Source organism: Nocardia sp. X0981 (assembly GCF_977089955.1).
The window spans coordinates 523,144-535,894 of sequence record NZ_OZ372435.1 but is presented as its reverse complement, the minus strand read 5'-3'; the positions used below and the strand labels follow the sequence as shown (position 1 = coordinate 535,894).

The 12,751-nt window shown below is 68.2% G+C and carries 11 protein-coding genes; 7 read left to right on the top strand and 4 right to left on the bottom strand.

Annotated features, from left to right (window positions below):
* Positions 1 to 156: 156 nt before the first annotated feature.
* Together ACYR7D_RS02510 and ACYR7D_RS02505 are read left to right on the top strand one after the other, a co-directional pair.
* Positions 157 to 1,128: a 4-(cytidine 5'-diphospho)-2-C-methyl-D-erythritol kinase gene (locus ACYR7D_RS02510; protein ID WP_459548015.1), complete on the top strand. Its 972-nt coding sequence runs from the start codon at positions 157 to 159 to the stop codon at positions 1,126 to 1,128.
* Positions 1,129 to 1,234: 106 nt separating this feature from the next.
* Positions 1,235 to 3,043, top strand: a complete 1,809-nt coding sequence (locus ACYR7D_RS02505; protein ID WP_459548014.1) for an ABC-F family ATP-binding cassette domain-containing protein — start codon at positions 1,235 to 1,237, stop codon at positions 3,041 to 3,043.
* Positions 3,044 to 3,153: 110 nt separating this feature from the next.
* On the opposite strand, the gene ACYR7D_RS02500 is transcribed toward ACYR7D_RS02505, so the two are convergent.
* Positions 3,154 to 3,735: a TetR/AcrR family transcriptional regulator gene (locus tag ACYR7D_RS02500; RefSeq protein WP_459548013.1), complete on the bottom strand. Its 582-nt coding sequence runs from the start codon at positions 3,733 to 3,735 to the stop codon at positions 3,154 to 3,156.
* A gap of 62 nt (positions 3,736 to 3,797) precedes the next feature.
* On the opposite strand from ACYR7D_RS02500, the gene ACYR7D_RS02495 reads away from it, so the two are divergent.
* Positions 3,798 to 4,727, top strand: a complete 930-nt coding sequence (locus ACYR7D_RS02495) for an oxidoreductase (RefSeq protein WP_459548012.1) — start codon at positions 3,798 to 3,800, stop codon at positions 4,725 to 4,727.
* 29 nt (positions 4,728 to 4,756) lie between these two features.
* Here the strand turns inward: ACYR7D_RS02495 and ACYR7D_RS02490 are convergent, their stop codons facing one another.
* Both ACYR7D_RS02490 and ACYR7D_RS02485 read right to left on the bottom strand, forming a co-directional pair.
* Entirely contained in the window at positions 4,757 to 5,602 is an 846-nt protein-coding gene (locus tag ACYR7D_RS02490) for an Abi-alpha family protein (protein WP_459548011.1), read from the bottom strand.
* A complete protein-coding gene (locus tag ACYR7D_RS02485) occupies positions 5,593 to 6,915 on the bottom strand; it encodes a hypothetical protein (RefSeq protein ID WP_459548010.1) in 1,323 nt (440 codons plus the stop codon). The genes ACYR7D_RS02490 and ACYR7D_RS02485 overlap by 10 nt, the downstream gene beginning before the upstream one ends.
* Positions 6,916 to 7,137: 222 nt before the next feature.
* On the opposite strand from ACYR7D_RS02485, the gene ACYR7D_RS02480 reads away from it, so the two are divergent.
* Both ACYR7D_RS02480 and ACYR7D_RS02475 read left to right on the top strand, forming a co-directional pair.
* Positions 7,138 to 8,172 carry an Abi-alpha family protein gene (locus ACYR7D_RS02480; protein WP_459548009.1) on the top strand — a complete coding sequence of 345 codons (1,035 nt, stop codon included), beginning with the start codon at positions 7,138 to 7,140 and terminating at the stop codon, positions 8,170 to 8,172.
* A gap of 321 nt (positions 8,173 to 8,493) precedes the next feature.
* Positions 8,494 to 9,120: a nuclear transport factor 2 family protein gene (locus ACYR7D_RS02475; protein ID WP_459549982.1), complete on the top strand. Its 627-nt coding sequence runs from the start codon at positions 8,494 to 8,496 to the stop codon at positions 9,118 to 9,120.
* 27 nt (positions 9,121 to 9,147) lie between these two features.
* Here ACYR7D_RS02475 and ACYR7D_RS02470 read toward each other — a convergent pair whose 3' ends face one another.
* A complete protein-coding gene (locus ACYR7D_RS02470) occupies positions 9,148 to 10,812 on the bottom strand; it encodes a peptide chain release factor 3 (RefSeq protein WP_459548008.1) in 1,665 nt (554 codons plus the stop codon).
* Positions 10,813 to 11,466: 654 nt separating this feature from the next.
* Here ACYR7D_RS02470 and ACYR7D_RS02465 point away from each other — a divergent pair.
* Positions 11,467 to 12,057: a 50S ribosomal protein L25/general stress protein Ctc gene (locus ACYR7D_RS02465; protein ID WP_459548007.1), complete on the top strand. Its 591-nt coding sequence runs from the start codon at positions 11,467 to 11,469 to the stop codon at positions 12,055 to 12,057.
* A gap of 18 nt (positions 12,058 to 12,075) precedes the next feature.
* Positions 12,076 to 12,651: an aminoacyl-tRNA hydrolase gene (gene pth / locus ACYR7D_RS02460; protein WP_459548006.1), complete on the top strand. Its 576-nt coding sequence runs from the start codon at positions 12,076 to 12,078 to the stop codon at positions 12,649 to 12,651.
* The last annotated feature ends 100 nt before the right edge of the window (positions 12,652 to 12,751 follow it).

The window sequence follows — 12,751 nt, the reverse complement described above, 5'->3', positions numbered from 1 at the left end:
ATACCCCCTGGGGGTACCTTCCGGCAACGGTCCGCCCGAGAGGCAACCATGCCCGCAGCCGGTTCGTTCCCGGCGCGGTTCCGCGACGGGACAGCACCGGCCGGGGTGTGGCTTCGCTCTGCCCCCGGCATCGAGCAGCCGTTAGGCTAGGGCACCGTGTTATCCGTTGTGCCCAGCCCCGTCACCGTGCGGGCTCCTTCGAAGGTGAACCTCCATCTGGGAGTGGGTGACCTGCGCGCCGACGGCTATCACGAGCTCACCACGGTTTTCCAGGCTCTCTCACTCGCCGACGATCTGGAGATAGCACCGGCCCACTCGCTCACCCTGCGGGTCGTCGGCGAGAGCGCGGCGGAAGTACCCACCGACCGGACCAACCTGGTGTGGAAGGCCGCGGTGCGACTCGCCCAACTGGCCGGGCGCGCGCCACTGGTGGAGATCACCATCGACAAGGGCATACCGGTGGCAGGGGGAATGGCGGGCGGCAGCGCCGACGCGGCCGCCACGCTGGTCGGGCTGAACGAACTGTGGGAACTGGGCATGCACCGCGACGAACTCGCCGCGGTAGCCGCCGAACTGGGCAGCGATGTGCCGTTCGCGCTGCACGGTGGCACCGCGCTCGGAACCGGCCGCGGAGAACGGCTGCTTCCGGTGCTGTCCCGCAGCACCTTCCACTGGGTGCTGGCCCTGGCCAAGGGCGGGCTGTCCACCCCCGAGGTCTTCACCGAACTCGACCGGTTGCGTGTCCAGGGCGACCCGCCCCGGCTGGGCGAACCCCAGGAACTCATGCAGGCGCTGGCCTCCGGCGACGCCGGGCAGCTCGCTCCTCTGCTCGGCAACGATCTCCAGGCCGCCGCGGTCTCGCTGCGCCCGGATCTGCGCCGCACCCTGCGCGCGGGGGTGGAAGCCGGCGCGCTGGCGGGCCTGATCTCCGGATCCGGGCCCACCTGCGCGTTCCTGTGCGATTCGGCCGAATCGGCGGTGGCTGTCGCGGCGGAACTCTCCGGTGCCGGGGTGGCACGCAGCGTGCGCACGGCCACCGGCCCGGTCCCGGGCGCCCGGGTGACGAGCCAGGAAGAACCGCACCCCCCGGCGCCCGAGCCGCCGGGACCCGGCCCGCGCCGCGCCTGACCCCCGCCGCCCGCGCGGCACCGGCGACTCACGGGTCGCGCCCCGGCTCGATAGGCTGGGCTGGGCCGCGTACCCGCGTGGCCGGCAGCCGGAGGCGAAGGGATCCATGTCCAACCTGATCAACCTCGAACAGGTCAGCAAGAGTTTCGGGATCACGCCGCTGCTCGACGGGGTCTCCCTGGGCGTGCACGCGGGCGATCGGATCGGGGTCGTGGGACTCAACGGCGGGGGTAAGACCACCCTGCTGGAGGTGCTGACCGGTCTCGAGGAGCCCGATAGCGGCCGGGTCAGCCGGCTCGGTGGGCTGCGGATGGCGGTGGTCACCCAGCGCGGTGTTCTCCCGGCGGGCGCGACGGTCGGGCAGGTGGTGCTCGCCGGGCTGGCCGACGATGCGCCGAGCGGGGATATCGCCGAACACGAATGGGCCGCCAACCCGCGTATCCGTTCGGTACTCGACGGTATCGGGATCGCCGGCCTGGGTCTGGACAGTCCGGTCGCCAACCTTTCCGGCGGGGAACGCCGCCGGGTGGCCCTGGCGGCCGCCCTGGTACGTGAACTGGACCTTCTGGTCCTCGACGAGCCCACCAACCATCTCGATGTCGAAGGGGTGCAGTGGCTGGCCGAGCACCTGCTGGCGCGGCGCAGCGCCCTCGTCGTGGTGACCCACGACCGCTGGTTCCTGGACACCGTGGCGACCCGCACCTGGGAAGTAGTGGGCGGCCGGGTCGAGACCTACGAGGGCGGATACGGCGACTGGGTGTTCGCCCGCGCCGAACGCGCCCGCCAGGCCGACGCCACCGAGGCCCGGCGCAGGAATCTGGCACGTAAGGAACTGGCCTGGTTGCGGCGTGGCCCCCAGGCGCGCACTTCCAAACCGCGTTACCGGGTCGAGGCCGCCGAGGCGCTGATCGCCGATGTACCACCCCCACGGGACACCGTCTCGCTCGCCGCCTTCGCCAAGAAACGGCTGGGCCGGGTGGTGGTCGAACTCGAGGATGTCACGCTGGCCACGCCCGACGGCCGGGAACTCGTGCACGATCTCACCTGGCGGCTCGCTCCGGGGGAGCGGGTGGGCCTGGTGGGGGTGAACGGGTCGGGGAAGACAACGCTGTTGCGCGCGCTCGCCGGCGATACCGAGCCGGTAGCCGGGAAACGGGTGCAGGGGCAGACCGTCCGCATCGGCTGGCTGCGGCAGGAACTCGACGATCTCCCCACCGATATGCGGGTGCTGGAGGCGGTGCAGCAGATCGCCATGCGGATCACCCTGGGGGAGGGCGGCAAGGCCCTGGAACTGTCGGCCGGGCAGCTCGCGGAACGGCTCGGCTTCAGCCCGGCCCGGCAGCGCACACCGGTACGCGATCTGTCCGGCGGCGAGCGCCGCCGGTTGCAACTCACCCGGATCCTCATGGGCGAACCGAATGTGCTGCTGCTCGACGAGCCCACCAACGACCTCGATATCGATACCCTGCAGCAGCTGGAGGACCTGCTGGACAACTGGGCCGGAACTTTGGTGGTGATCAGTCACGACCGCTATCTGATCGAGCGGATCTGCGACACCACCTGGGCGCTGTTCGGCGACGGCCGGCTCACCAATCTGCCCGGCGGGATCGCCCAGTACCTGAGTCGTCGCGCCGAGCTGGGCGCGGGCACCGCGCCGCGTCCGGCACCGGCCGCCGCGCAGCCCGCCGCACCCCAGACGGATTCGGCCGCCTACCGCGCGGCCCGGAAAGAACTCACCCGGCTGGAACGCTCCATCGACAAGCTGGGGGAGCGCGAGGCGGCGCTGCACACCGCCCTCGCCGACGCCGCGACCGATCCCGGCAAACTGATCACTCTGGGCGCCGAACTGAAAGAGGTGCAGGCCCAGAAGGAGGCCGCCGAGGAACGCTGGATGGAACTCGCCGACCAGGTCTGATCGTCACCGGGCGCCGCATGCTCCGGCTGGTCGGCGATATGGTCCGGGATGAACGATCCGACCGCGACATTGGGCACGGACCCCCGGCGCAGCCATCTCAGCGCGATGACTCAGGGCCTGTGCGGAAACTGCGCCACGGCGTCACCGATCAGATCATCGAGTTGCCCGGTCGGGATGACGCCGCAGTTGACAAGGCCGGCGAGCCCCTGGAGCGTGGCGAGGAAGATCAGCCCGATCCTCTCGGGGTCGTGGTTCGCAAGCATGCCCTCGGCCCGACCACGCCGGAACATCTCCAGCATCGGCGCGAATGCGGTTGCGGCGCTTTCGCCGACAGCACGCCCACCTGCCCCGTGTTTATGGGCGAACATCAGTTCGACCAGATTCGCCTCGGAGATCGTGAAGTCGATATAAGCCCTCGCGACCGAGCGAATCTGTTCCCGGTAGTCGGGCGACGCGCCGACGGCTGCCCGTAACCGGGTATCGAGCCGGGCGAAGCCCTCGACGGCCAGGGCGTCGAGAAGCTCTTGCCGATGGGGGAAGTAGCGGCGCAGCGCGGCGTGGGTCACCCCGATAGTGGCGGCCAGCTCGCGCAGCGACAGCTCGGAGGCGCCCCTGTCGCGAACCGCCGTTATGGCTCGATCCAGCGCGGCTCGACGCAGGTTGCCGTGGTGGTAGGGGCGGGCGGGCGTCATGCAGGCAGTCTAACAACGATGTATCCATTGACTAGATTGTATCCAGTGGATACATTGATCTCGTGCTCACACTCACCTCTCCTTCGCAGGTACCGGATCAGACCGGTCGCACTGTCATCATCACCGGCGCCAACAGCGGAATCGGCCGCGCCGCGGCTGCCGCACTGGCCGCCAAGGGTGCGCGGCTCGTCCTCGCCGTCAGGGACCAGGACAAGGGTCGCGCCGCAGCTGCCGAGATGAGCGGTAAGGTCGAGGTCCGCTCGCTCGACCTCGCTTCGCTGGCATCGATCCGCGACTTCGCCGCCGGTGTCGGCGGTGCGGTGGATGTACTCATCAACAATGCCGGTACCATGACCGACTCGCTGCGGCACACCGCGGACGGCTTCGAACTCCAATTCGGGATCAACCATCTCGGACACTTCGCGCTGACGAATCTGCTGCTGGACCGGGTCACGAGCCGGGTCGTGACCGTCACCTCCACCGCGCACCGCTCCGCGCATATCGATTTCGCCGACCTGCAGTGGGAACAGCGGTCGTACCAGCCGTTCGGCGCCTACGGCCAGTCCAAGCTGGCGAACCTGCTGTTCACCGCTGAGCTGCAGCGCCGCCTGAGCGCGGTCGGCTCACCCGTGCTAGCGACCTCGGCGCATCCGGGCTGGGCAGCCACAGGGTTCCGGATCACGAGCGGCAACCGGCTGCTCGACGCCCTGGCAGCGATCAGCACACCCGTGCTGGCTCACGGCCCCGAGGGCGGCGCGCTCCCCACCCTGCTGGCGGCAGTCGGCAATATCCCCGGCGCCGGCTTCGTCGGCCCCAGCCGCTTCGGCGGCGTCCGCGGACCGGCTGCGCTCACCGAATCCTCCGCTGATGCGAAAGACCTCGACATCGCTGGGCGGCTCTGGCGCGTCTCCGAGCAACTCACCGAGACACGTTTCCCGCTCACCTCCCGGTCGGTAGCGCCTGATCCGGCGACCGACCTCTCGGGAGCCTGACAACAACGCAGCGCATTCGATACCGCTGGTCAGCGGGTTTCGGCCGCAGGTCCGGCTTCCCCCGCTATCGGCAGGCTGGCCGCCACGAACTCGCCACCGAACGGGGTGAGCGCGATCCCGCGATGCAGGAGTTTGCCGCGGCTGCCCGACCGCTCGAGCAGTTCGCGCACCGACTCCTGGGCCTCCAGCAGCTGATAGCGCTCGGGTGTACCGACCGGATCGTCCAGCACCTCGATCAACCCGATACGGCAGAGATTGGCCAGATACCGCTGTACCCGGTCCGGATGCCGGAGCCCGGCATGTTCACCGATCATGCTCACCCCCAGATCCGGCGCACCGGATCGGGGCTCGTTCCGGCGGCCCCCGCGCCGCCGGGCCGCCCGGCCGCCGCGCACGGTCACCGCGGGCTGCGGCCCGTCCAGGCGCAGCAGCCGCAGGATGCGGGCTTCGTCGGAGGTGAGTTCGGCGAGGATCCGGGCGAACGCGGGGTGGCCCTCGTCGGGGGCGCGAGTACTGGCGGCCAGCCGTAGCAGCGCGGCGCCCTGTTCTCGCAGCGAACGTTCGGTGGAGGTTTCGGCCCCCGGCGCCTCGACCGCGGTGACCCCGAGCGCCAGCCGCAGCGCCTCCCGGAGCTGCTGGGCCGCTTCGGTGCGGATCCGAGCCGGGGGAAGTCCGGCCATACTTCCGCGCACCACCGTCTCGGTGACGTCCAGCGCGGTGTGCACGCCCCAGCGCGCGGTACCCGAAACCGCCGAGGCCGCGACGCGCGCGACTCCGCTCACCGCGCGCACTGTCGCTGCGGGACCGCCGGTACTGCTCGGTGTGCCGGTCCGGTCGGATTTCTTGTTCGTCGCCATCTCGTCGTTCACAGCCATGTCGTCGCGATCCCTGTTCCGAAGACCAGGATATGCGCGTATCCGGCGAACAGGCCGAGTACGCCGCCGTGCACGAACAGCAGCCACTCGTCCTGTTTGATGGCGGACCGCAGCATATCGACGAAATCGTTGGGGGACAGCCCGGACATCTGCTTGGCGATATAGGCGCCGATCTGCTTGCCCTGGCGCAGGTTGAAATCCTCGTCGGCGAAGGCCAGCGGCGCGATGGCCATCGCCTCCGTGGTGAGAGTCTGGGTCAGTGCGCGATAGTCCCGGCTGCCGAGCACCAGTTTCACCGCCCCCCGGGCCGGCCCCAGGGCCCGGTCGGCCGCGGGCCGCAGGGTGTCCTCCAGCATCTGCAGTGTGCGGTCGGATTTCGGGCCGTTCAGCAGCTCGTCACCGATATTGGCCACCGTCATCACCTGGGTCGATACCAGTTCGGCGTATCCGGCGGTGATTTCGTCCTGGCGTTTGATGAGCAGCCCCTGCCGCCACGGGCACCACCACTTCGGTTCGGCGGGGGCGAAGATCATGTTCAGGCCCACCCAGTTGACCACCCAGCCGATGATCACCCCGCCGATCGGCAGTACCGCCAGGGTCGGCCAGCCGGTCAGATGCAGTATCGCGACCAGCACCACGCCCATGGGGGCGCCGAAATAGAGACCGAAATTCTGCATGAACCGCAATTCCTTGGCGCCCAGTACCTGGAACAACTGGTTGAGCAACTGCGGGCGGGCCTGGAAATAGCGGATCACCATCTGTTTGACATCGAGCAGCTGATCGATGTTCGCGCCGAGCTCGTCGGTGAGCTCGCGCAGGATGTCCGGCAATTGCTGGCGAACCCGTTCGTGCACCATTTCCCGTACCGGAGCGGGCAGGTTGTACCAGAGCTGCGGATGGTCGCGGCGCAGAATGTTCTCGACGATATCGCGGATCTGCCCCTCGGCGGTGACCGCGAGTTGTTCGGCGAGCGCGTCCGGTTCCAGCTCCCGGTAGAAATCGGTGACACTACCCAGTTTCGAAAGCCCCTTGTCCACCGCGATACTGGCCATCTTGTCGGCTCGCGAGGGCACGATGCCCTGCCAGCCGAAGCGGCCGTCGTGGCTGAGCAGCGGCAGGATCTGGATGCGTTTCGGCAGGTACGGGTACAGATAGCGCAGGCCGGGTACTCGCACGCCGTGAAACGCGATCGGCCGGAACAGCATCAGCACACCGGTCCAGTTGGTGATGTAGCCGATGACTCCGGTGAACAGCGGAATGGTCAGCAATTCCAGGAGGATCGTCGGGTGCACCCCGAACACACTCTCCAACACGACACACCCTCCTGCTCCGGTGTTCGCTGCCGCACCGGATCTCAAATTAGCACCACTACCGCACCACCCCGCGCCGCGGCGGCCGTCCCGCCGGCAGCGCGTCGAGGCGCGGCACATCAGTGTCCCAGACGTGACTCCGATCATGGTCCGGCGGCGGGCTGTCATACGTAATGGGCAATAATCGGGGAGCGGATTCGTTCATCTGGCGATATCGGAGTACACGTGGCAGACGACAGGACCGGACAGGAGACCAGCCGGACCGGTTCCCGACCCCTGGAGCGCGGCTCCACGTCGGGTGCCGTGCGGTCGGATGCCGGCACCGGCGCCGGTACCGGGCGGAATTCCGGTCCCGTGCCGGGGCGGGGCGCACTCCCGGCCGCCGGCCGCGGCACGGGTATCGAGCGCAGGTCACCGTCTGCCGTGGAGCGTCGTTCCGATATCGAGCAGCGCCAGATAAGCAACGAGGCCCGGCTCATCCGTGGTGTGTTCCGTGCGGCCGGTCTGGCGGCCGGCAGTGTGGTGCGCGGCGGGCAGTGGGCGGTGAACACCTCCTACGAGGTCACCCGGGAGATCACCCAGGCCGCCCTGGACGGGGAATCCTCGGCGGAGATCGCCGAGCGTACCGGTAACGCCCTGCGGTCCATCGCGCGCAGCGCGCTCGGCGTCACCGAGGGGTCGGTACGCGAGATCGTCAGCTACGTGCCCACCGGGCAGACCCCCGCGCAGCAGACCGTGGCGGTGGGCTCCTACCTGCGCTCGGCGACCGTCGCGGAATTGCGGAAACGCGGTGATGCGCTGCTGGCCCGCTCGGCGGATGTGTACTTCACCGAGGAGGTCCATCCGGCCTACGACCGGATCCTGGACGAACTGGCCCCCGACGAAGCACGCATTCTGCGCTATATGGCTCTCAACGGCCCGCAGCCGACGGTCGATGTACGCACCAACCGTCCGCTGGGAATCGGGTCCGAACTGATCGCCGGTGGCCTGACCTCCGTACCGGAACAGGCCGGGGTGCGCTATATGGACCGGGCCCGCTCCTATCTGATCAATCTCAGCCGCCTGGGTCTGACCCATAATTCCGACGATCCGGTGGTGTTGAGCCGGTACATGGTGCTGGAGGTCCAGCCGATCGTGGAAGCCGCCCTGAAAAAGGCGGGTCGTGCCCCGAAAATCGTGCGCAAAAGTTTGCGCCTGACCGAGTTCGGTGAGGATTTCTGCCGCACCTGCTTCACCATCGGCAACGGCGAACGACCTTGAAATTTCCCCGGAAAGGGCGCCTACCAGCCCCTATCCGGCGCCTTCGGCCGAGGCCGCGACCCCGTGATGCCGCCGTCGCCGTATAGCAATCCGATACAGATCTGAATAACCTCCCAATTTGTCCATTTCAGGTGGGATGGTGGAGATATGGACCAGGGCGAGGAGCGTAACGATCCCGGGCCGCGCCCGGGTGGTTTTCCGCGGCGGCCGGGTCAGAGCAGTGGAACCATGGGGTACTCCGGGGCCGCGTTGGCCGCGGCGATGGGAGCCGGACTGGACGTCTCGTTTCCGCAGCGGCTCGAGCCCGGACCCGAGCTGCCGATGACCGTCGGCCCGCCACGACGGGAGGAGCTGTCTGCGGCGTCGGCCGATTCCGACGATATCCTGCAGATACACCGCCTCAAATTCCGGTATGTGCGCACATTGGATACCAAGCGTTGGGACGAATTCGCCGACACCATGATCCCGGAGGCCACGGCCACCTACAGTGAATATCTGCAATTCGAATCCCGCGACGCGTATCTCACATTCCTGCGCAATACGCTCGGTCCCCATGTGATCACCGAGCACCGTTGCGATCACCCGGAAATCGATGTGAGCGGCGACGAGGCCTCCGGACTCTGGTATCTCTCCGATACGGTTCTCATCCCCGAGAACAATATGTTGCTGCGCGGCTCCGCGTTCTACACCGACCGTTACGTCCGATGCGACGACGGCCGATGGCGGATCGCCCACACCGGCTACGAACGCACCTACGAAGTGGTCCTCTCACTCAGTGATCTCCCCAGCCTGCGGTTGACCGCCAACCGCTGGGGCATGATCCAGCAGGCCCACGGGGTCGAAGAGATCGAGCGGAACCCGAGCGACTATCCGGGGCCGAGCCAACGTCCGGAACCGGAATTCGGAGTGACCGAGTTCGGCGGTCCGGAAGAACGGGCGGCCGGCTGACCGTTCGTCCGGCCGTACCGATGCCCCTCAGTCGGCCGTGGCCACCAGCGGTTCCAGCAGCAGATCCGGCATTTCCTTCTGGATGTACTGCAACCGCCACTTATCGCTGAACACCGCCAGGATGGCGCCGTCACTACGGGTGAACACCTCTACTCCGCGCTGGCGGTCGAGCTCGGGCACCGAGGCCGCGTCGGTACGCCGGGCGATCGTGTAACCCAGATGATCGAGCTGCGTCTCGACCCCGAATTCACCCTGCATCCGGGCGGTGACCACCTCGAACTGCATGGGCCCGACGGCGGCGAGTACCGGTGAGGCGTCGCCGCGGGCCTCGTTGCGCAGCACCTGCACCACGCCTTCGGAGTCGAGCTGGTCGATCGCCTTGCGGAACTGCTTGTATTTTCCGGCGCTCTGCGCCCGCAGCGCGGCGAAATGCTCCGGCGCGAAGGACGGGATCGGCGGGAACTCCACCTTCTTGTCCACGAACAAGGTGTGCCCCGGCGCGAGCGCGGTGGCGTTCACCAGACCCACCACATCACCCGGGTAGGCGGTATCCACGGTCGCGCGTTCCCGGCCGAACACGGTCAGCGCGTACTTGGTGGCGAAGGGCCGGCCGGTCTGGGCGTGGGTGACCACCATGCCGCGTTCGAATTCACCGGAGACGATCCGCATGAACGCGAGCCGGTCGCGATGCGCGGTGTCCATACCCGCCTGCACCTTGAACACCACCGCGCTGAAGGGGTCCTGCGGGGTGCGCGGAGTACCGGTGATATCGGCCCGGGAGCCCGGTGCGGGCGCCAGCGCGACCAGGGTTTCCAGCAGCTGCCGGACCCCGAAGTTCAGCATGGCCGAGGCGTAGATCACCGGGGAGGTCTGCCCCGCGAGGAAGAGTTCCTGATCGTGATCCTGGCCGGTGGCCGAGAGCAGTTCGCTCTCCTCCGCCGCCGTGGTCCATGCCGTGCCCTCACGGGCCTCGGCGGCGGAGGGGGTCAGGGATTCCTCCGGGGCGATGGTGGCACCGCCGGCGGTGCGGGTGAAATGGATGTACTCGGCGGCGGTGCCGTCCGGGCCGCGCCGCAGCAACCCGCGGAAATCTCCCGCGATCCCGACCGGCAGGAACAGCGGGGTCGGGGTGAGGCCGATCCGCTCGTCTATCTCGTCCAGCAGTTCCAGCGGCGCCCGGCCCGGGCGGTCCCATTTGTTGATGACGGTGATCACCGGGATACCGCGGTGCCGGCACACCTGGAACAGTTTCAGCGTCTGCGGTTCGAGGCCCTTGGCGGCATCGATGAGCATCACCGCGGCGTCCACGGCGGTGAGCACCCGGTAGGTGTCCTCGGAGAAATCGGAGTGGCCGGGGGTGTCGACGAGATTGATCACATGATCGATCTCGGAGCCGGCGGACCGGTAGTTGAACTGCAGCGCGGTGGAGCTCACCGAGATCCCCCGCGCCTTCTCCATCTCCATCCAGTCCGACACCGTCGATTTGCGTCCCGCCTTACCGTGGATGGCGCCCGCCTCGGAGATTTTGCGGGCATGCAGCGCGAGGGCTTCGGTGAGCGTTGATTTACCCGCATCGGGATGCGAGATCACGGCGAAAGTGCGGCGCCGCGACACCTCGGCGGCCAACCCGCGGGCGGGCGCGACGGAGCCCTCGCGCGCAGGCGTGACAGGGCCCTCGGTGGAGGCGGTCAACGAAAACAACCTTTCGGCGATAGACAGTGGGCAACCTGTCCAGGCTACGCGACGGCCGCGCAGGCCCGAGGTCCCGTCGGCTCCCACCCCTCCGAGCGTCTCCGCCGCGAGCGCGAGCCCCGAAAGCCGGCACCTCGGCGCCCCGACCTCCGCCCCTTGCCGAACTCCTCCGCAGAGGATCCGGCAAGCCAACGGATATCGATACCCGACCGGCCCACCGAGAGGTAATACCTGCGGTTTCCCCGCCGTACCCGGTCTCGGAACCGGTGCTCCGCCTCCGGCGCAACCACCCAGCGCCGAGGCTTGCGAGGCCCGCACAGGGTTGAGCCCGCGTCGTGCTTCAGCACTCGAAGCGCATGCGCCGAAGGCGCGAGTCCCGAGTGCTGAAGCACGACGCCAAGGGGGCTCAACCCCCGCGGCGCCGCAGGCGCCGCCAATAAACACAGCACCCGATTCCGGAGTTATGCGATGCCTGAGTTACAGTGTTCGGGTTGTCTCGGCGAGGGTTCGCATCTCTGCGGCACCGTGATCGACGCGGCGCGGCTTCCGGCCGTCCCCGATCGGTCTTCGCCTGACGAGCAGACCACCGACCAGGGGCGCGATATCCCTGGCACCGCCCACCAGCCCGGTATAGCCGTAGGAGTTAATCCAGTCATGTCCGACGTCAACCTTCTCGAAGCGAAGATCCGCACCGAGTTCGGCAAGGGCGCCGCGCGCCGCACCCGCCGTGCGGGCAACGTTCCGGCGGTCTTGTACGGGCATCAGTCCGATCCGCAGCATCTGTCGCTGAACGCGCTGGCCTTCGCCGCCATCCTGCGTCAGCACGGCACCAACGCGGTGCTGAACCTGGACATCGAGGGCAAGAAGCAGCTCGCGCTGACCAAATCGGTCGTGGTGCACCCCATCCACCGCTACATCGAGCACGCCGATCTGCTGCTCGTCAAGCGGGGCGAAGAGGTCACCGCGGACGTCCCGGTCACCCTGACCGGTGAGGCCGGCCCCGGCACCCTGGTCACCCAGGAAGCCACCACCGTATCCGTCTCGGCCGAGGCGCTGCACATCCCCGAGGCCATCGAGATCTCCATCGCCGGCGCCGAGGTCGGTACCCAGATCACCGCCGGTTCCGTCGAGCTGCCCAAGGGCGTCACCCTGGTGGGAGACCCCGAGGCCCTCATCGTGAACATCGTCGAGGCCCGCGCCGCCGCCGAGCCGGAGGCCGAGGCCGAGGGCGAGAGCGCCGAATAAGACCCGGCCACCACTTCGATGGCCGATACCGCGCCGGCGCTCGTCGTCGGCCTGGGCAATCCGGGTCCCGCCTATGAGCGCACCCGGCACAATGTGGGCTTCCTGGTCGCCGACTCGCTCGCGCAGCGGGTCGGCGGCCGGTTCACAACCCACAAGAAATCGGGGACGGATCTCCTGCAGGCGCGGTTGGACGGGCGGCAGGTGCTGATCGCCAAACCCCGATCGTTCATGAATCTGTCCGGTAAACCCGTGGCAGCGCTGGCCCGGTTCTTCTCGGTACCGCCTACCGAGATCGTCGTGGTGCACGACGAATTGGATCTCCCGTTCGGAGCCGTCAGGCTCAAACGCGGCGGTGGAGAAGGCGGCCACAACGGGTTGCGCTCGGTATCCGGTGCCCTCACCACCAAGGATTATCTGCGTACCCGGATCGGTATCGGCCGTCCGCCCGGCCGCCAGGACCCGGCCGATTTCGTACTCAAACCGTTTTCGGCGGCCGAGCGCAAAGAGCTGCCGGTGGTGGTCGAGCAGGCCGCCGACGCGGTGGAACTGCTGCTGCGGGTGGGTCTGGAAGCGGCGCAGAACCAAGTGCACTGAATTTTCGGCGCCGCCTTCGGGGTGCGGGCCGGGGGCCCGGCCGCATAGGTGGATCCTCTCGGAGGGGTATCTCCGGGATGGGTTGGTTCATGGGGACGGG

Bases quoted from the DNA above. Each gene is read 5' to 3' on its own strand.
- ACYR7D_RS02465 (WP_459548007.1), top strand. From the start codon at position 11,467: ATGTCCGACGTCAACCTTCTCGAAGCGAAGATCCGCACCGAGTTCGGC.
- ACYR7D_RS02490 (WP_459548011.1), bottom strand. From the start codon at position 5,602: ATGGCTGTGAACGACGAGATGGCGACGAACAAGAAATCCGACCGGACC.
- ACYR7D_RS02500 (WP_459548013.1), bottom strand. From the start codon at position 3,735: ATGACGCCCGCCCGCCCCTACCACCACGGCAACCTGCGTCGAGCCGCG.
- ACYR7D_RS02475 (WP_459549982.1), top strand. From the start codon at position 8,494: ATGACCGTCGGCCCGCCACGACGGGAGGAGCTGTCTGCGGCGTCGGCC.
- pth (WP_459548006.1), top strand. From the start codon at position 12,076: ATGGCCGATACCGCGCCGGCGCTCGTCGTCGGCCTGGGCAATCCGGGT.
- ACYR7D_RS02505 (WP_459548014.1), top strand. From the start codon at position 1,235: ATGTCCAACCTGATCAACCTCGAACAGGTCAGCAAGAGTTTCGGGATC.